Below are 19,688 nucleotides of genomic sequence, written 5' to 3'. Positions count from 1 at the left end.
ACGCCTCCTCAGTTCGCCGGGTAGCGGTCGATGGCGGGCGGCTTCGGCGCCGGCACCCCGGAGAGCCCGAGCGTGGCGTCGTAGGCCTTCTTCCAGTCGCCGTTCTTCTCACCGGCGGCGAGGGCGTCGTCGATGGCGAGGCGCAGCGCGTTGTCGCGCCGGGGGACCCCGATCCCGTACGGCTCCTCGGAGAACGGCTTGCCGACCACCTTGAGTTCGTCGGGCACCTTGGCCGCGTAGCCGATCAGGATCGCGTCGTCGGTGGTGACGGCGTCGACCTGGTAGGTGAGCAGGTTGTCGACGCAGACGGAGTACGTGTCGTAGGCGACGAGGGTGGCCTTCGGGTACTCCTGCTGGATGCGCTGGTAGGGGGTGGATCCTGCCGCAGAGCAGACGCGTTTGCCCGCCAGGTCCCCGGGGCCCTTGATGTCGTCCTCGTCGTGCCGTACGAGCAGGCCCTGGCCCGCCAGGTAGTACGGGCCGCCGAAGCCGACGAGCTTCTTGCGGTTGTCGTTGATGGTGTACGTGCCGACGTAGTAGTCGATCTGCCCGTTCTGTAGGGCGGTCTCGCGGTTGGCCGACGCGATGGTCTTGAACTCGATCCGCCGGGGGTCCAGGCCCAGCGAGGCCGAGATCATCTTGGCGATCTCGATGTCGAAGCCCGAGTAGGTGCCCGTCGCGGGGTCCTTCTCGCCGAGGTAGGGCTGGTCCTCCTTGGCGCCCACGATGAAGCGGCCGCGGCTCTTGGCCTTCCGCCAGGTCGACGACTGGGGCAGCTGGAAGCCGGTGGCCACCCGGTATTCGGGGAGCTTCTCGGCCGCGGGGCCCTTGGTCGGCGGGCTGCCTTCCTTGCCGCAGGCGGTGGAGACGAGCGCGGACAGGACGAGCGCCGCCACGAGCCGGGTCGTACGCATGGTGTGTCTCTTCACGAGCGCGTCGCCCCCGTCAGTGCTTGAGGATCTTGGAGAGGAAGTCCCTGGCGCGCTCGCTCTCCGGGTGGGTGAAGAAGTCCTCCGGGGTCCGGTCCTCGACGATGCGGCCGTCGGACATGAAGACCACGCGGTTGGCGGCGGAGCGGGCGAAGCCCATCTCGTGGGTGACGACGACCATCGTCATGCCGTCGCGGGCGAGCTGCTGCATGACTTCGAGGACCTCGTTGATCATCTCGGGGTCGAGGGCCGAGGTCGGTTCGTCGAAGAGCAGGGCCTTGGGGTCCATGGCCAGGGCGCGGGCGATGGCCACGCGCTGCTGCTGGCCTCCGGAGAGCTGCGCCGGGTACTTCTCGGCCTGCGAGGACAGTCCGACGCGCTCCAGAAGCTCCCGGGACCGGTGGTCGGCCTCGTCCTTCTTGCGGCCCCTGACCTTGGTCTGCGCGAGCGAGACGTTCTGGAGAACGGTCTTGTGCGCGAAGAGGTTGAAGGACTGGAAGACCATGCCGACCTCGGCGCGGAGCCTGGCGAGGGCCTTCCCCTCGTCGGGCAGGGGCTGCCCGTCGAGCCTGATCTCCCCGGACTGGATGGTCTCTAGCCTGTTGATCGTCCGGCAGAGTGTTGATTTGCCCGACCCGGACGGGCCGATGACCACGACCACCTCCCCCTTGCCGACGGTGAGGTTGATGTCCTGGAGGACATGCAGCTCTCCGTAGTACTTGTTCACATCACGCAGCTCGATCAACGGATCGACGGCCATGGCAAGACCTGCCCACTCTCAGCTGTGTACGTCCGCGCAAACTATCCACGTAGAAACGGGACTTAACGGACGACACGCACGCCTGGGTATTAACCGTATTTGCGGCAGTTGGAGTGCGGCCGGGGTGCGGCCGGGGTTACGTCTCGGAGGCCTCGGCATAGATCTGCGACAGCTCGGGGGCTCCCTGCACCGCCCAGTCGAGCCCCGCCTCGACGACCGGGATGTCCCGTCCGGACCTCAGCCGCACGACAGGGCCGCCACCGGGCCATACGTGCCAGGCGGCGCCCGGCACGGTCCGCACCACGACCGTGCCCAGGTACAGCCCCGCGTCGTTGCCGAGCCAGGGCAGCAGCTCCGGGTCGTCGCGCCAGCGCGGCAGCAGCTGGTCGAGGGCGGTCAACGACGCCGGGGAGTCGTCCAGTTCGAGCCCGGCCGCGGCCGCCTGGGAGCGCAGCAGCTCACACTCGGACAACAGCTCGGCCACGCCCGCCGGGTCCTCCTCGAAGGCGGCCGCGAGCCCACGGGCCGGGTCCGTCACGGAGTGCCGCTTGCGCCACTTGTCGAGGAACGGGATGTTCATGGTCGGCCTCTCCGTCGCGTGGCGCCGCCGGACGCGCGGCCGGCCGCTGATTCCGTAATGTCCAAATGTATCCGGCATCAGTTGATCACGGAATCTGCCGAATCACCCTTTGGGCCCATGCACGTGCGAAGGGGCGCGGGGGGCGGGGGACCTCGACGCCGAGGCGCCCTGAGGCCGGCTCAGACGTCCAGGTCCACCACCACGGGCGCGTGGTCCGAGGCACCCTTGCCCTTGCGCTCCTCGCGGTCCACATAGGAGTCGGAGACGGCCTTCGCGAAGGGTTCGTTTCCGTACACCAGATCGATGCGCATGCCCTTGTTCTTGGGGAAGCCGAGCTGGCGGTAGTCCCAGTACGTATACGGGCGGTCGTACTTCAGGGGGCGCGGCACGATGTCGGTGAGGCCCGTCTCCCGCAGGGCGGTGAGGGCGGCGCGCTCGGCCGGGGTGACGTGCGTGGCGCCCACGAAGAGCGACGGGTCCCAGACGTCGTCGTCGGTCGGCGCGACGTTGAAGTCGCCGAGGACGGCGAAGGGGCGGGAGCCTCCCGCGTCCCCGGCGACAGCGGCCTTGAGGGCTTCGAACCACTGGAGCTTGTACGCGTAGTGCGCGTGGTCGACCTCGCGGCCGTTCGGCACGTACACCGACCAGAGGCGGACCGGGCCGCAGGTCGCGGCGATCGCGCGGGGCTCGGCCGCGCCCTCGTACCCGGGGTCGCCCGGCAGGCCCCTGACGATGTCGTCGAGGCCGACCTTGGAGATCAGCGCCACGCCGTTCCACCTGCCGGTGGCGTGCACCGCCGACTCGTATCCCAGCTCGCGCAGCGCGTCGGCCGGGAATCCCTCGGCCGTCGTCTTCGTCTCCTGTATGCACACGACGTCCGTGCCGGTGGTCTCCAGCCAGGCGAGGAGCCTCGGCAGCCGAGCGGTGATCGAGTTCACATTCCAGGTCGCGATACGCATGCCTCACAACCTACCCGGCACCACTGACAGTCAGAGTTCGGCCGTCTCCCCCGGCGTCAGCCGCAGGTGCTCGGCGCCGCCCAGGGCGCCGATCTGGTGGTCGTAGATGGGCCGGGCGAGGTCGGTGAGCAGCGCGTCGTGGACGTCGTAGGCGCGCCGCGGCTTGACCTCGCGTACGTAGTCGATCACCTCGGAGATCTTGTTCCAGGGCGCCATGACGGGGAGCAGCAGCGTCTGGACCGGCTGGTCGGGGACGGTCAGGGCGTCGCCGGGGTGGAAGACCGAGCCGTCGACGAGGTACCCGACGTTCGTGATGCGCGGGATGTCCGGGTGGATCACGGCGTGCAGCTCGCCGTGCACCTGGACGTCGAACCCGGCGGCCGTGAAGGTGTCGCCGTGCCCGACGGTGTGCACGCGGCCGGGGAAAGCGGCCGAGATCTGGTCCGCGACCGCCTTCAGGGTCCAGATCTGGGCACCGGGGCGGGCCTCCAGGGCGGCACGCAGCCGTCCCTCGTGGAAGTGGTCGGGGTGCTCGTGAGTGACGAGGATGGCGTCGGCGTCGAGCGCCGCGTCGTCCTCGCTGAAGGCGCCCGGGTCGATGACGAGCGTGCGGCCGTCCTTTTCGAGACGCACGCACGCGTGGGTCTTCTTCGTGAACATCGTGCGCTTCGCGCGGTCGGCGGAGCTGTCGGCGGAAGTCGTCATGTCAGTCATCCCTCCATGCTGCTCCTCCCGCCGCGCGCCGCTACTCCGGGGGTGTGGTTTCCTCGCGGATCACGGCCTGGGCGACCTTGAAGGCGGAGTTCGCCGCGGGCACCCCGCAGTAGACGGCGGCCTGGAGCAGCACTTCCTTGATCTCGGCCGGGGTGAGGCCGTTGCGCAGCGCGGCGCGGGTGTGGAAGGCCAGCTCGTCCAGGTGGCCCCCGGCGACGAGGGCGGTGAGGGTGACGCAGCTGCGGGAGCGGCGGTCGAGGCCCGGCCGGTTCCAGACCTCGCCCCAGGCGTAGCGGGTGATGAGTTCCTGGAAGTCGCCGGAGAAGTCGTCGGCCGCGGCCAGCGCCCGGTCCACGTGCGCGTCGCCGAGCACTTCGCGGCGGACCTTGATGCCGGCCTCGTACGGGTCGGGCCTGCCCGGGCCGACCACGGCCTCGGGCTGCTCCGCGGCGGCGATCTCGGCCACGGGGGCGACGGGCGGCGGGGACAGGACGGGCTTGACGGGCGGGGGTGTGATCGCCGCCTGGGTGTCCTGTGCCTGCCAGGCGGTGGAGAAGTGGCGTACGAGCAGGTCGGTGACCGCGGCGGGCTGCTCGACGGGGGCGAGGTGCGAGGCCCCCGGCACGACGGCGAGGCGGGCGTCGGGGATCCCCGCGACGAGGGTGCGGGCCTCGACCTGCCCGGTGACCTGGTCCTCGGAGCCGACGAGGACCAGCGTGGGGATACCGATCCTGCCCAGCTCGGCCCGCACGTCGAAGGCGGCGAGGGCCTCGCAGGCCGCGATGTAGCAACCGGGGTCGGTGGTACGCACCATCTGCACGGCCCAGTCGGTGATCGCGGGCTGCGCGGCGGCGAAGCCGGGCGTGAACCAGCGCTCGGGCGCGGAGCGGGCGATGGGGTCGAGGCCGTTGCTGCGCACGATGACCCCGCGCTGCCGGAACTCGTCGGCGGTGCCGAAGCGCGGCGAGGCGGCGATCAGGGCCAGCGAGGCGACCCGCTGGGGGTGGCGGAGTGCGAGTTCGGCACCGATGGCGCCGCCGAAGGCGCAGCCCGCGTACCCGAAGCGCTGCACACCGAGCCCGTCGAGCGTGGCGAGCAGCCGGTCGGCCAGCTCGCCGACCGACCCACAGGGATGCGCGGGCGCCCCGCCGTGCCCGGGCATATCGAAACGGAACACCCGCCAGTGCCGGGTCAGCTCGGGTATCTGGCGGTCCCACATGTGCCAGGTGGTACCCAGTGAGGCACCCAGGATCAGGACTGGAGCGTCTTCTGGCCCGTCAAAGCGATATTGCAGGGTGTTCATCGGTGTCTCACTCACTCGCCCGACCCTCTCATCTGTCATGGACGCCCCTATGAGCGGGGGCCTGGTTCCGTGCTCCTGACCAGGTGGAGCTTCCGGGCTGCGTAGCGTTTAGGGACGACGCCGTACAGTCCCGACAGGACCGGGTGGTGCGCACCGATTCCGGAGGCAGAATGCCACGCCATCGCCGCCACTGACCGACTGTCCCCGCCTGAAGGCCGGCCGGGAGCCAGCTCCGCGCGGCTGGCCATCATGCGTCAGGCATCCTGAGTGGCCCGCGAGCCACGGAAGGTGGAGCCCCCGCCCCTCCGGCCCACGCGCACCCAGCGCCTGACCGTCCTGAACACCAAGACCCTCGCCTCCGAACGCCGCATCGCCCTCCCCACCGGATGCACCAGCTCCGTCAAGATCCACCTGGGACGGCAGCAGGAAGAGCGCCAGGCGGCCGGAACGGATGGGACGGACAACGGGCTCGTCTTCGCCATCCCGCAGGGCAGGCCGCTCGACACCCATCTCGCCCGCCGCTTCCGCCTCCTCCACAGCGCAGGAACCCCGGGCGATCCGCTTCCCCGAATCCACCACTCGACCGCTAATGCCGTCACCCCGCACAAAAGCCCCGCCAGGGCTCACCTGACGGGGCTTCCTATGTGCATAAGCGTACTTCTGTGCGGCACCTGGGCCGGATCATGGAACTCGACGAGGAGTTTTGGTTCCCATGATGCCGACGGAGCATCCCGCTGATGTTTCGGCGGGATGCTCCGTGCCGTTACGGCCGCCTACCGCTCGGAGGTCCGTAGTTGGCGGTCAGGGTTGCGGCGTATTCTTCCGGGACGGTCCGGCCCGCGAAGGTCAGTGGGAGATACGACTCCAGAGCGCCCGACACCTCCAGGAAGGGCCCGAACTGCGCGCGCCATTCATTTCGTGCGGCGACGTTGGGAAACCCCCGGAAAACTGCAACCTCGGGATCTCTTTCACCCCAACATCCCCATCTTCCGGAAGCTCCGGTCACGGCGATGACGTTCGCAGAGATTGCAATCGACCCCATGATGTCACCGTCCGGCTCGTGACCGATCGCCGCCCAATAGTCGTCCATGTCGGCCTCTACGGACAACGACAACGCCGGATACATCCGATAGTCCGGGCGGTAGAAGTCCTCGCAATCCGGCTCAAGAACCAGCAGTTCGACGTGACTGTCGCCATGCCACCGGGCCATCGCGCAGAGCGCCGGCCAGAATTCCGGGGTGAGGACCGCATCGAACTCACAGAACAGCGAGCCCTCGCCACCCTCTCTGAAGACCTGGCCAGGCAGCCTGGCATCAAGATCGAAGGTGGCTGCACTTCGGGAGCGAACACCCAGATAGCCGTTGCGATCGATCACTATCGAATCAGCCTCTGCCATTAGTCCTCACCCAGCCTGATCTTGATGTCGGCCTTCTTGGACCCCGGATTGTAGTAGTCAGCCGTCCACCCCTTGTGGCTGTTCGCCTTCCCTCGAAGGAAATACCTTGCCCCATCCTTCTCGTACATGAGGTTCGGGCCCTTTTCGGTGCGACTCCACCCATTGGCCTCAAGGTTCTTTCCGAAGTCCACGGGACCCACGTCTGTCGATTTGTTCAGCATGCGGGCACCGGGACTCGTGATGTCCTCGTACTTCGATGCGGGCGGGCAGTCGCTGTTGTGAACCAGGACCGGCGTCTCCCCCGCCAGCACACAGTACGTGTGCTACGCGGACCCCTCTACCTGCCTTTTCGCAGGTCAAGCGCAGTTTGCTGGTCCGGTGACGTGCGTGGGTGTCCGTGGTTGTGCGGGGTTGTTGCCGTCGCTACTGCCGTCAGGCGGTTCAGCCCAGGTACGGCTTCTCGCGCTGTTCCAGGAAATGTGTGGGGCCGCACGTGCGGCTTCGGCCGCCGCGCGGTGGCTTGGAGTGGGACGTGCCGCCCAAGGACGTTCGTCCGCCGACCACGGACGAGGAATTGAGCGCGAAGGCGGCCGTGGCCAATCGGAGGTGGGGGCGGTGACCCCTCGCTCGGTACTGCGCTACGAGACCTGGACGCTCCAGCCCGACTGCGAGCCGGACGCGGAGCCAGTCCTGTACGCGATGCAGTGCGCCGTGGACGGCGAGACCTCGCCGACGAGCGAGGACTTCGCCGAACCGCAGGACTGGGTGCTGCGGCACTGCGGTCAGAACCCGTCCCACCACACCTACCGGGAGATCATCACCCGCCCGCAGGGCCGTGCGATCGACCCGACCAACCTCACGCGTACCTTCACCATGCTCCTCCGCAAGGCCGGCCTCCGCCGCATCCGTCCACGACCTCCGCCACTCGACCGCCACCTTGCTCCTGGAGCAGGGGGTTGAGCTTGTCGTGATCAAGGAACTTCTCGGCCACGCCCACATCGGCGTCACCGCCACCGTCTACGCCCACGTCCGGCTCCGCCTCCAGCGCAACGCTATCGACGCCCTTGGCGCCGCGCTCGGCAGCCGGGAAACCACCGAGAGGGCGCGCTCCGACGGCGATGAACCGCCACCCTGCGCAGGCCCCGTCCGCTGACGTTGCCGTCAACTACTGCCGTCAGACCGCGCAGAAGCCCCGCCAGGACGCACCTGACGGGGCTTCACTTTACTTGCGTGAACCTTCAACGACTATTCGACTAGCTCCACCCCAAGGCGATATTCGCGCCTCAGGTCCTCCACCAGGCGCCTACGCGCAAACTTCACCACGCCGCGCGCCCACCAGGATTCCTCAGGGATTCTTGGGAACGCATCTGGCATTAGGAGTGCGCGGAATCTTGAGTCTACCGCTTCCACTTCTGCGCGAAGTAGCACAAGCTCGGGAAAGATTTGCAGTTCCGCAGAATCCAGGGCTCGCGCCAGAGAATCCCTCGATGTCAGATCATTGAAGTAGTCTTCGGCGTCACCCCGATAGCCCTGTTCGCAACCTTCGACGAAGTCACTCCAGCGAGACAGAAGCGCCTCCGGTTCTACGTCACGCCACCGACCAGACTCTCTGACAAACCTGGAGAACGCGTCGCGGAAGTTCTCAGCACCGTGAGTCATCGGGCAGCCTCTCGCTGGAAGTACGCGAGCGGATCATCTGGCCGGAAAAAGGTAGTGATGGTATTTCCGTTCCTCATCCCTATTCTTCCCTGGGAGTCCATTCGAATGATGACGCCATCACTTCTGACAGCTTCACGAGCGGCGGCAGGACAGCTACCGGGACACATCAGCGCCTGCGCGTCCGCGACGTATCTTTCAAACCCGTCATCCGTGTCGTATTCCGGCATATCGGGCCTGCGGGTGGGGTTTCCAGAATCATCGAGACCCAGGACGTGCTTGTCGTACTTCTCGTCCGCAACGCCAATCTTGAAGTCGCAGTTGCTGTTGTGAACCAGTACCGGCGTCTCCCCCGCCAGCACATAGTACGTATGCACCCCCTCAATGGTGAGGTTATAGGTGCGCTGGTGGTCCACGTACTGGCGAGTGGCGGCCACGGTGACCGTGCGGCCGTCGTCCGTGCGCAGGGTCGCGCCCGGCTTGAGGTCTCCGGCCTCGACCCAGGCCTTCTGGTTGACCGACCAGAAAGGGTGCTCGTAGGTGGCGGTCAGTTTTTCAGGGCCGTCAGGGGTGGAGATGGTGAGTTCGGTGAACTGCTTGTCGTCGTCGGTGACGATAGTCGCGGTGACTTCGCGTTCGCTGGTCTCGCCGGTCTCCGGGTCGGTGGCCAGGACCTTGTCGCCGAGTTCGACGTTCTCGATGTTCTTGGTCGAACCGTCGGCCATGAGGACGTCGGTGCCGGCCAGGAAGCACTTGCAGCCGCGGGATACGCCCTTACCGGCTCTCCCTGCTGATCCCTCTGCTTTCTTTGCCTTCTTGAGCGCCTTCGCCAAGGCCTTGGCCGGCGCCTTGAATATCTTGCCCAACGGAAGGAACTCCGCGGCGGTAGAGCCACAGTCCCAGTTGGCTCCAGGCTCGTCCCAGCATCCCTGTGCCGCCTCGACGTCAGGAGCGACCAGATCCGTCAGGTCGCTGAAGAACTGCTTCGGCGTGGGCGGTTTGGGGAAGGGGATCGGATTGAAGGGGAGTCCGAACTCCGTCTGGGTCATCCGGCCGCCACCGCCACCGGTGTACAGGGCGTTGCTGGCGGACCCGCTGCCGCCCCAGTAGCCACCGCCGATGTTTCTGCCGCCGCCCCCGCCGAAGCTGGGGCTGGCGTTGCTGTCCGAGCGCTGGGAGCGATAGTAGGAGACGGCCTTGTTGTAGAGCTTCTTCGCCGACCGCATCAGATCGATCACGCCGGACATCGAGAACATGCCCGTTGCGTCGGAGTACACCAGCGGGCTGTTGTTGCCGTACGCGTAGCCGTTCATCTGCTGCGGATCCAGCAGGTCCATGAGGGGGTCGACGGAGATGAAGCGGCCGGTGGTGGGGTCGTACTCGCGGGCTCCGAGGTGGATCAGGCCGGTAGAGGTCGTGTCGTCGGTGCCGCCGACGAACGTCTTCGTGCCGGGCCAGGCCTTGGGCTGCTCGCCGCGCGGGCCGCCGAAGGGCAGCGTGCGGCGCTGGTTGAGCTTCAGGTCCGCTGCCGCGACGGAGAGCTGGCCGGTGCCCTGGTGATCGGCGGTGGTGAAGGTGACCGTGCCGTCGTCAGCGGTGACAGCCTCGTGTCCGCCTCCCAGAGGGGTGTAGCGGGTGGCCTTGGCCTTCGAGGCGCCCTTGGGGAGGGTGACTTCGGTGTGACCGAGGTAGAGGGTGGTCTCCGTCGGGGTGCGGGCGATCAGACGGTTGCCGTCGGTGTCGTAGAGGTACTCCGTGGTCTTGCTGGCCTTGGCCTTGGTCTTGGCCTTGGTCTTGGCCTTGGTCTTGGCCTTGGTCTTGGCCTTGGTCTTGGCCTTGGTCTTGGCCTTGGTCTTGGCCTTGCTGTTGCCGCTGGCGTCCGGTTCGGTGGCTTCGGCCAGGTGGCCCTCGGCGTCCCAGGTCAGCTTCTGGGTGTCGCCGCGCAGGGTGCGGGCTGTGGTGTTCCCGGTCGCGTCGTAGCCGTAGGAGTCCTTGGTGGCGGTTCCGCCGGGCTGCTGAGTGGTGACCGAGGTCAGAGTGTGCGGCTGCGCGGTACCCGGCTTGGGGTACTCGTAGGTGCGCTCGGTGTCCTTGGCCTTGTCGCCGGTGGCGCCGCTGGTGTCGTGGAGGGTTTCGGTGAGGCGGTTGCCTGCCTTGTCGTAGGTGTAGGAGTGCCAGTACGGGGCCGGGCCGCCGATCTTGTCACCGGCCGGGGTGGTGCCACAGGTCTTGTCGCCCTGGGCCCACGCCTCCGTGATACGGCGCAGGTAGTCGTAGTTGAAGCACTGGGTGTCGGTACCGGTGCGCGAGACGTCCGAGACGGACAGGACGTTGCCCGCCTCGTCGTAGCGGTAGGTGTCATGCTGGTCGACGCCCGGCTGGTCCTCGCGGTCGACGCGGGAGGTGGCCAGGCGCTGGGTGCCCCACTCGTAGGTGTTGGTGGCCCAGATCTTCTTGCCACCCGAGGCACCGAGCGTGTACTGGAGCGGTTTGCCCGTCAACGAGTAGCTGGTGTCGGCCTTGAAGCCGTCGCCCAGGACGGACAGGGGGCGCAGGGTCTCCTTGTCGTAGGTGGTGTTGTAGCTGCCGCCGGGCAGGGAGCCCGCCTTGGAGTAGCTCACGCCTCCGACGAGGCCGGAGGGCAGGTACTGGGTGCCGGTCTGGTACGTGCCGGCCAGCGCGCCTTCCTTTTCGGGGATCACCACGGCGGACTTCATCGGCCGGTAGAGGGAGTCGAGCATGGTGACCTTGGACGTGTACGCGGCGCCGTCCACGTAGCGCGTGGACTCGGCCAGCTGGCCCTTGGCCCCGCCGAGGGTGTCGTAGACCCACTTCGCGCGCAGTTCCCCGGTGGGGCTGCCCTCCCGGAGCTCGGTCTTGCGGCCGAGGTTGTCGTAGATGTGGGACAGGACGGTCTCGCGGGCGTCTTCGGTCCTGGTGACCTGGCCGCGGTCGTCGTACGTGGTGGTCGTCTTGCCCTTGTCCGGGTCGTCGGCGCTCGTCTGACGGCCCATCTGGTCATAGCCGTAGGACCAGGAGTTGCCGGCCGGATCCGTCACCTTCGCCAGTTCGCCGCGCGGCGTGTACGCGTACTTCGTGGTGTCGTAATCCGCGGTGCCGCTGCGCGTGTGGTGTTGGCGCAGTTCTGTCGTGCGGTCACGTGCGTCGGTGACTGTGGTGGTGGCTGTGTCACCTTCGGGCGGGATGATCGTGGTGCGGTCGCCGCCGTAGATGGTCCTGGTGGTGGCCAGGACCTTGCCACCGTCGCCGTTGCCGGCGATCTGACGTAGCTGGACCGGGCGGCCCAGGCCGTCGTAGGTGGTGCGGGTCTGGGACTCGACGCTCAGCGCGTTTTCCGGCTTGAACAGGTCGCGGTTCGGGTTGCCCTCGGTGTAGTAGGGGGCGAACGTCTTGGCGACCAGGCCGCGTTCGTCGTAGAAGGTATCGGAGAGGACGCGGCCGCCGTCGGGGCCGACCGCCTGGGTCTGGCGCTCCCGCAGGAAGCCGTCGTAGATCGTGTACGAGGGGACCTGGCCGCCGTTGTTGTTCAGGGTCTGGGTACGGACCGCGACCGGCTTGCCCTCATCGACGAAGTACGTGAACTCGTAGCTCGGGGTCTGGCTGGTGCGGCGGTCGGGCAGCCACACCTTGGACGAGCGGCCGAGGGCGTCGTAGCTCAGCTCGGTGCGCTTGCCGTTGGTGTCCACCGTGGCCTGCGACTGGCCACGCAGCGGCTCCAGTTCGGTGACCGAAGTCTGCGCCGAGTCGGGATCGGCGGCCTTCGCCGGGGGCGTCGTCTCGGTGACCTTGGCCGCGAAGCCGGTGGCCGGGCTATAGCTCGTCGTGGTGGTACGGCCGTCCTTGCGCACACTACGGACAGGGTCGCCCTTGCCGGTGACGGTGACGTCAGCGGTCAGGTCGGTAGCCGTCAGCTGGCGGCCGTAGTCGTCGAACGTCGCGCCGGACTCCAGATAGGTGGCCTTGGAGCCGTCGTGCTTCTTCAACGTGGCGGTCGCCGTGGCATCGCCCTTGGTGGGGGCCTCACCATACGTACCGCCGTCGTAGGCGGTCCGCACGTCGGAGACGACGTCCTTTGCGCGGTCCGGTGTGTCGGCGCACGCGCCTGCGACCGTCTCCACGCGCGACGGCAGCATCAGGATGTTCTTGTCGGTGTTGGTGGCGTACGTGGTGCGGGTGCATTGGTTGTCGGAAGCCGTGGTGCTGTCACCACGGTCGTCGACCTGCACGGGGCGGCCCGCGGCGGTGTCGTACTCCGTCGCAACAGAGGTGGTGCGCCAGTCCTTGCCCGCGCCGTCGTCCAGCGAGGTCCAGCTCTTGGAGTGGGAGACACCGGTGAGGTTGGCGGTCACCGTGCCCCAGTCACGCACCTTCTTCGCCGTCTGGTGGCGCCAGGGGCGGTTCACCGTCTTGGACAGCACCTTGCCGCCCGGACCGGAGTAGGTGACGGTCTTGTACTCGACACCGGCTGCGGACTCGTGGTCGGTGATCGGCTCGCCCTCGTCGTCGCCGAGCGCGACGTCGACGGACTTGGTGCCGCCGGAGGGCTCCTTGCGGTCGCCGTCCATGCCACGCAGGAAGTAGGAGTCCTGCTGCGTCTTCAGCGCGTCGCCGCCACCCTGGCCGCCCGTCTTCACACGGACGTGGCCGTAGCCGCGCCACTGCGACCAGGTCTTGAACTTCTTCTTCGTCAGGCCGTCGTCATCGTCGTAGTGCCAGGCCGCGTCGCCCAGGTAGTCGTACGTCGTGACGGCGTCCGGTGCGCCGCCGGTGCGGTCGGTAGTGGTCGTGGAAGTGACCACGTACTTGTTGAACCACTGCTTCTCGGGGTCGTCCCCCGAGTCCCCGCCGATGTACTGGGGAAAGCAGCGGGTGGTGTTGGACTGCGGAGTGGGCAGCGCGTCCCACTTGCACGCCGGGGCCGAGTAATCGACGTCGATCTGGCCACCGGACTCGTCGGCGACCGTAGCCAGACGGTCCTTGATGAACGGGGCGTATCCGTCGCCGATCTTGTCCAGGCGGTTTTCGAGCTGGGTGTAGGAGAAGGTGGTCCGCGGCAGCGTCACGGCGGGCTCGGCGGTGTGGCCCGTGCGCTCAATGGAACCGAGCAGCAGCTGGTAGTCGACATCGGCCTTGCCCCAGCGGTGACGCAGCTTCCAGGAGTCGACCTTGCTGTAGCTGTCGCCCTTGAGGACCTGGGTGGTCACACCCGTGAGTCGTTTACGGGTGAAGAAGGACGGCGCCAGGCGGCCCTTGTCGCACTTGCTGCCCGCCTTGCAGTTCAGGTCCCACGGCGTGTCGTACCAGTAGAAGGCGTCCTTCTCGATGTCCTTGCAGTCCGTCTTGCTGTCGACGATGCACCGCTCCGACGTGGTGAAGTCGACCTTGGCCAGCGGCTTGTCAGCGTACATGGAGGACGACTTCAGGCCGTACTCGATGCGCTCCAGGGAGCCGCCGCGCGTGTAGGGAGTGTCGTCCTCGGCCTTGAGGTTGCGGCCGTAAGAGTTCTTCTCCTCGTCGTAGTAGTAGGCGATGGCATTGCCGCGCGGGTCGACGACGTAGTCGAGGTTCCAGCGCCATGCCTGCTGACACCAGGACTCGGCGAAAGTGTCCTTGTGGCAGAACTCGCCGCTGTCGTTGCCGAAGACCGGCACCGTCCACGCGGAGTTGGTGGTGGCCTTGCCGTCCTTCCATCCCGGAAGACGGTTGTAGCCGAAGTAGTACTGCACACCGTCCGGGCTGGTCAGGCGCCAGTACTCACCGTCGTTGTCCCCGTTGCCGCGGCTGGTGGACGTGAGCTTCTTGATGCGGCTGCCGTCGTCCTGCTGGAACTTGAACTCGTCATCCCCGACCGGGACGAGTTCGCCGCCCTTGCCGTTGAACGTGATGAACGCGTTGTCGTAGTCCCAGCACTGGTCACCGGGCTTGTTGCCGTCCGCGTTCTTCTGCCCGTCATCGGCGCACCCCTTGTAGCGGCGCTCGATGTAGCCGGGCCACAGATCGAACCCGTCACCGACCCAGGAAGCCTGGTTGTTCGTGTTGCCGGTGCGTCCGTCCATCGAGCCCGAGGAGTACGACAGGCCCACGTTCGGCTTCAGATCGCCCGGTACTTCCGGTACCGGCATGTCGTACGACCAGGAGAAGTCACCGGTACGCAGATCCGTGTCCCACTGCGCCGACGGGGACAGCGAGGTCGCCTTGTAGTCACTGTTCTTCCCGCCCTCCTCGGCGACCGCTGCCAGCACGGTCGGGCCGGAGGCGCGCAGGGTGACCGCGTTCGCGGTCAGGGTCTGCTTCTCGGTGTCGTTGACCGTGCGGACCGGCTTACCGGTGCGGCACTTGTCCTTCGAGGGCGCTTCGAGGGCGCAGCTGGGCAGCTCGACCAGGGTGAGGCGGGAGGCATAACCGCCGCCGAAGGCCTCGGCGAAGCTGGAGTAGTCGACCTTCGTCTGGACGGTGCCGGCCTTGTCGGCCTTGCCTCCCCCGGATTCGAGGGTGAACAACAGGCCGTTCACGCCTGCGCGTTCGGCTGCCTTCCGGCTCAGCACCCGGGCATCGACCCCGCCGCGCGCGGCGGAACGGGGCTTGGTGGCGCTACGGCCGGCGGAGCGGGCAGCAGCAGCCTTCGGAGCGCCGACGGACAGCGGCAGGCCCTTGGCCCGCTTCGGTGCGCCGGCGGCCTTCGGTGCGGCATCCGGAACGGTCACCACGGCGGAGCCGGGGCGCGGCCAGGCGGCCTTCGGCTTCCGTGCGGGCGTCGTCGGCCCGTGGTCTGTCCTGCGCGGTTCGGTCCTGGCGCCGTCGCGGCCCTTGACAGGCTTCTCCGCCGCGGGCAGACCGGGGCGTCCGCCGCTGTCAGCGGTCGCCGTGGAAGTGGTGGCTGCCTGTAGCAGCGTGCCCACCATCACGGCGGACACAGCCACTGCCACTCTTCGCCTCAGCCCCTTGCGGCCACGGCGTGGTCTGGATATGCCGTTCATCAAGTGATTCAGATCCCTTATGTGCCGCCGGTAGGACGGCATGCCTGACTGCCCGTCGCATGCGGGCAGGGTCGGTGACGTTGAACAGGTACAGAAGTGGAGTACGGGTGGTGGGCCCCGGCACGGGGGCCCACCACGCGAGCGGTCGGCTCAGTCGTCCGTGGGGACCTCGGTGGGCACGTCGGCCCAGCGGCTCTCCAGTCGCTGGATCTGGTCCTGGGACAGGGCGCCCTGGAAGCTCCACACGTCGTCGACGGTTCCAGGGAAGTACTCACCCCAGGTGCCGTCCGTCTTGGTGCGGCCGACCTGGAACGACTTGGTCGCCTTGAAGGCCAGCGTGTCCTCCGCGCTCGAGATGAGGTCCTGGCAGCCGGACTCATCGGCCTCGCCGTCGCCGTCGGCATCGCCACACGCTTCTTCTTGCAGCGCCCCGTTCACATACAGACGGACCTCGTTGGTGAAACCGTCGTAGACGACCGCCAGGTGATTCCAGTCCGTCGCATCGGTGAACTCGGTGTGGGCGATGCTTTCGACCGAGGGGTCGGAGTCGTCCTTGTCCGGGATGGCCAGCTCCCAGCGCCCCATACCCTCGAGGCCCCTCTTGCCGGACTTGGCGGGCACGAAGCGCACGGTGAACGCGCTCTGTCGGCTGCCTTCCGCGCTCAGGAGCGCGACCTGGCGCTTGGGGAGCGCGGCCGCCTTGGCCCAGGCGGTCACGGTGTAGCTGGTGCTGGTGCCCATCGGCACCCCGTTGGTAGCCGCGTACCCGTTGGTGCCATTCAGGTCAAGACCGTGCTCGTCGACCATGCCTTCGCCGGCCTTGGCGCCTCCGTGAAGGTTCAGCGGCCGGTCTTCGTCGGAGGAGTCCGGTGTGGTGGCCGGGTCGTCGCCGGTCACTGTTTCGAAGTTCCAGCGGCCCTTGACCAGCGGGCGCTGCTTGAACATCTGCCGCACCTCCTCGGCCGAGACGGGCCGGTCCAGCAGGCGCACTTCATCGATGGTGCCGGGGAAGTGGCTCTTGACCTGCCCGTCGTAGGAGCCGGCGCCGATGTACATGGACTGATCGGCGTAGAACGCTCCGGACAACTCGGTGGTGCCGGCCTCGGTTCCGTTCACGTACAGCGTCAAGGTGTTGGCGACAGTGTCGTGCACGCCCACCAGGTGGGTCCATTCCCCGATGCGGGCCTGGTCATCGTCGGCCTGCATGGCCCGGATGGGCTTGGCGTCAGCGGCGTCGGCGGAGTACTGGTTGACCGCCCACCGGTCGTAGGCGGAGGAGTAGTACAGCTCGAAACCGGAGGCCTTCTTCCCGGCCTGTGCCGTGATGATCGCTGCCCCGTCCGGCTTCTTGCTGAGCTTGGCCCAGGCCGAGACGGTGAAGCTGCGCGAGGTGTTCACGTGCGGGCCGCTGTTCTTGCCGATCCGGGCGTAGCCGTCGCTGCCGTTGAACTTGGCCGCCTTGCCCGTCACGCCCTGCACGCCGGTGGTGACGCCGCCCTGGTACGCGGCCGGAAGCACGCCACCGTAGCCGGTGATCTCCTTCGCGTCGGCCTTCTCGTCCAGGTCGAATACCGCGACCGCGGGACGGCCGGGGTCACCTGCTGTCTCGTGCGCGCGCAGCTTGTCGACCTCGTCCTGGGCGAGCGGCTTGTCGAACAGCTGCACCTCGTCGATCGCACCGGGGAAGAAGGCCGACGGTGTACCGCCGTAGGAAGCGGCGCCCAGCTGGAAGCCGCGGCGGGCCTCCCATGGATCGGCGTAGGCGGCCTGGCCGACGAGTTTGCCGTCCACATACAGTTCCAGGACGTCTCGCGCCGAGTCGTAGGAGCCCACCAGGTGTGTCCACTTGTCCACGCCGACGCCGCCGGGCTTGTCCGCCATGACCCGGGCGATGCTCGCGTCAGGGGTGTCGGACTTGTACTGGTTGAACGCCCACCGGTCGTACTTCTGGGTGTAGTACAGCTCGAAGCCCGGGCTGTGATTGCCCGGCTGGGTGGCGATCACCGCCGCGCCCTCGGGCATCTTCGACAGCTTGGCCCAGGCCGAGACGGCGAAGCCACGGCTGGTGTCCACGACCGGAAGGTCACTGGCGGCGTAGCCGTCCGTGCCGTCGAAAGAGGCCGCCGAGCCGCGCACACCGGTCGCCCCTGGCGTGACGCCGCCGTGCAGCTGCGCGGTGCGCGGGGGTGTCGACCCCTTGGCCTCGCTCGCTCCCTTGGCTTCATCCAGAGACCAGGACGCACGGTCGGGCTGGCCCGCCTTGACCCGGAATTCGTACGTATGGATCTCACTGCCGTTACCAGCCGCGTCGAAGGACTGCGCGGTGATGAAGTTCGGGCCGGCCTCGGCGGGCAGCGCCGACAGCGTCTTAGCCGCACCGCCCGTTGTGGTGATCTTGTTCTTCGAGCTGGGATTGACATTGATGCCGTACCGGTAGGACGTCACGTCCTTCTCGGCGGCGTTCAGCTCGAACTTCCCGTACTTGCCCACCCCGTCGTACCACGGGTCCTTCGGGTCCTCCGAGTCGGAGGCCGGGTAGTCGTTCGAGGTGATCGAGGGCCCCTTGGGCACCTTGGTGTCATGGACGAAGTAGCAGGCGGTCGGGTCTCCCGCGTAGGACCACGGCGAGTACTGTGCCCCGTCATAGACCCGCGCATACCAGTTGACCTGCTTGTTCTCCGGAATCGACCCGGGAAGGCTGATGTTGAAGTCGGAACCGGACTTCTTGGCGGAAGTGCGGTCGGGCTTCCAGCTCCCGGTCTTGCCGTTACCGGCATCCCACTTGGCCTGGAACTGCACCGAGACACGGTCCCCATCGGGGTCCTTCACCTTCTTGGCGCGGATCTTCCCCAGCGTCCTCACCCGCGGTGTGCTGCCCGGCTTCGCGCAGACGCCTCCGTACTCCATGCGCAGCTGTGACATCTTCAGCTGAGACGGCGGACGGTTGTACTTCACCCGCAGGAACGCCTTGCTTGAGAACCGCTTCCAGCCGTACGCGTCGGACTCACTGCCGGCCCGCAGACCGAACGTCATCGTCCGCTCCTTGTCGTCGGCCGCGGCCTGCACGGCCGACTTCACCGAGAACTCCGCGTCCTTGGCCGCACAGCCTTCAGCTCCGTAGGCGAAGGACTTCGAGGACAGCTCCTTCTTCCAGAACCCACGATCGTTCTGCGAGTTCCACGTCGTCGACGAGGAGATGTCCTCGGTCTGCCACAGCTCCACCGAGCGGTCCGAGCAGGAAGCCGACCAGGTGTTCTTCACCACGAACTCAGCCGACAGGATCGACTTTCCCGCGAACTTCGACACCGGGATGCGGTAGAACAGCCGCTTGGTGTCATGCGGCATGCAGTAGTACCAATTGCAGTACCCCATGCCCGCGTTGTTCTCGCCGTTGAACTTCCACTGCGGCGAGTCGGCCCAGTGCTTCGACGCCATCGTCCACGCCGTTGCCCGCGGCGAGGACCACTGCGGGTCGATGAACACCGGATAGGTCGTGCCCTTGCCCTTCAGCACGTCCTCATCCGGGGTGAGCACCAGCTCCTTGCCGTTCTCAGGGACCTCCACACCCACCGACGCGAGCTTGCCGGACTCCGCGGCTGCGGGCTCCGAGTCCTGCTGCGGGGCGGCGCTGCGCAGCGCCTTGGCTCGGGGCCCGGTGGCCTTCTGCCTGGTCGAGGCGTCGCCCTGGCTGGAGTCCCACATCATCGGACGCGGGGCCTCGAATACCGCTCCCTGCGCGCCCATGTCCGAAGCCTCGAGCCCGCCCTCAGTGGTCTCCTTCACCTCCAGGCCGTCGGCCGCGAGCTTCAGACGCACCGCGGCGAGCCCCGGACTGGCGGCTGCCTTGGCGGACTTGACGACGAGGAGCTGGGTGAATCCGTCCTCCTGGGCGCCCATCCGCAGGTCTACGTCCGGCAGCACGTTCTCGTACGTGGCGGTGTTGCCGTCGAGCGTGGGCTCGGGCAGCTTCCCCGGCCAGGAGAGGGCGAGCTCGCGACCGGTCTTCGTCATCCGCACCAGCGGCTCGTCCCCGCCGCCGGAGAACTCCAGCCCGACCGTGGTCACCTTCGGCGCCACCGAGCCGTCCGCAGCCTTCACGAGGCCGGTATCGACAGGTTTCCAACTGCCGTCCGCCCGAGCCCTTACGGGCCTCACATACTCCCGAGCTTCCAGGTTCCCGTCAGCTGTGGCGTAGACGTCGCTCGACTCTCCGCGCATTGAGGTCACTTCGACCGGCTTGCCCGTGCGCTTGGCTTCGTCCTGAGCGGCTTCCGCAGTCGCCGCTCCGTCAGGTGCTGCTGCCCCCGTGGTTGTTGTAGCCGTCTCGCCTCGCACATCCGGAACTGCCTGCGCCGCCGGTGCGACACCCGCCAACAAAGCTCCGGTCAAGAGC

The 19,688-nt window shown here is 67.5% G+C and carries 10 protein-coding genes and 2 pseudogenes; 2 read left to right on the top strand and 10 right to left on the bottom strand.

The annotated features are described in order from the left end of the window. Positions 1 to 8 precede the first annotated feature (8 nt). The 8 genes from IG54_RS0106325 to IG54_RS0106285 all read right to left on the bottom strand — a co-directional run bounded on the left by IG54_RS0106325 (position 9) and on the right by IG54_RS0106285 (position 6,952). Positions 9 to 914 carry a glutamate ABC transporter substrate-binding protein gene (locus IG54_RS0106325; protein ID WP_030778329.1) on the bottom strand — a complete coding sequence of 302 codons (906 nt, stop codon included), beginning with the start codon at positions 912 to 914 and terminating at the stop codon, positions 9 to 11. A 31-nt stretch (positions 915 to 945) separates the two neighbouring features. Next, a complete protein-coding gene (locus IG54_RS0106320; RefSeq protein ID WP_030778327.1) occupies positions 946 to 1,689 on the bottom strand; it encodes an amino acid ABC transporter ATP-binding protein in 744 nt (247 codons plus the stop codon). A 136-nt stretch (positions 1,690 to 1,825) separates the two neighbouring features. Further along, positions 1,826 to 2,269 carry a DUF6278 family protein gene (locus IG54_RS0106315; RefSeq protein WP_030778325.1) on the bottom strand — a complete coding sequence of 148 codons (444 nt, stop codon included), beginning with the start codon at positions 2,267 to 2,269 and terminating at the stop codon, positions 1,826 to 1,828. Between the two features lie 179 nt (positions 2,270 to 2,448). Next, complete coding sequence (locus IG54_RS0106310) at positions 2,449 to 3,228, bottom strand: exodeoxyribonuclease III (RefSeq protein WP_030778323.1); 780 nt, start codon at positions 3,226 to 3,228, stop codon at positions 2,449 to 2,451. A gap of 30 nt (positions 3,229 to 3,258) precedes the next feature. Next, positions 3,259 to 3,942: an MBL fold metallo-hydrolase gene (locus IG54_RS0106305; protein WP_420712227.1), complete on the bottom strand. Its 684-nt coding sequence runs from the start codon at positions 3,940 to 3,942 to the stop codon at positions 3,259 to 3,261. A gap of 31 nt (positions 3,943 to 3,973) precedes the next feature. Then, the gene (gene pcaC, locus IG54_RS0106300; RefSeq protein WP_030778318.1) at positions 3,974 to 5,260 is read right to left on the bottom strand and encodes a 4-carboxymuconolactone decarboxylase; all 1,287 of its coding nucleotides are present in this window, start codon (positions 5,258 to 5,260) and stop codon (positions 3,974 to 3,976) included. Positions 5,261 to 6,008: 748 nt separating this feature from the next. Next, on the bottom strand, positions 6,009 to 6,620 hold the full coding sequence (locus IG54_RS0106290; RefSeq protein WP_234336018.1) for a hypothetical protein: 612 nt from the start codon (positions 6,618 to 6,620) through the stop codon (positions 6,009 to 6,011). 20 nt (positions 6,621 to 6,640) lie between these two features. After that, entirely contained in the window at positions 6,641 to 6,952 is a 312-nt protein-coding gene (locus tag IG54_RS0106285; protein WP_030778314.1) for a hypothetical protein, read from the bottom strand. Between the two features lie 295 nt (positions 6,953 to 7,247). On the opposite strand from IG54_RS0106285, the pseudogene IG54_RS43545 reads away from it, so the two are divergent. Together IG54_RS43545 and IG54_RS39995 are read left to right on the top strand one after the other, a co-directional pair. Then, positions 7,248 to 7,469 (top strand): annotated as a pseudogene (locus tag IG54_RS43545) (hypothetical protein); the annotation flags it as partial. After that, positions 7,455 to 7,794 (top strand): annotated as a pseudogene (locus IG54_RS39995) (tyrosine-type recombinase/integrase); the annotation flags it as partial. The pseudogenes IG54_RS43545 and IG54_RS39995, both read left to right, overlap by 15 nt. A 502-nt stretch (positions 7,795 to 8,296) precedes the next feature. On the opposite strand, the gene IG54_RS0106270 reads toward IG54_RS39995, so the two are convergent. Beyond that, positions 8,297 to 15,220: a polymorphic toxin-type HINT domain-containing protein gene (locus IG54_RS0106270; protein WP_037896553.1), complete on the bottom strand. Its 6,924-nt coding sequence runs from the start codon at positions 15,218 to 15,220 to the stop codon at positions 8,297 to 8,299. A gap of 225 nt (positions 15,221 to 15,445) precedes the next feature. Next, entirely contained in the window at positions 15,446 to 19,513 is a 4,068-nt protein-coding gene (locus IG54_RS0106265) for a LamG-like jellyroll fold domain-containing protein (RefSeq protein WP_037896509.1), read from the bottom strand. Positions 19,514 to 19,688: the final 175 nt, after the last annotated feature.

It is taken from the genome of Streptomyces sp. NRRL S-920 (assembly GCF_000717945.1).
GTDB lineage: Bacteria > Actinomycetota > Actinomycetes > Streptomycetales > Streptomycetaceae > Streptomyces > Streptomyces alboniger.
This window is presented reverse-complemented; position numbering and strand designations above follow the sequence as displayed.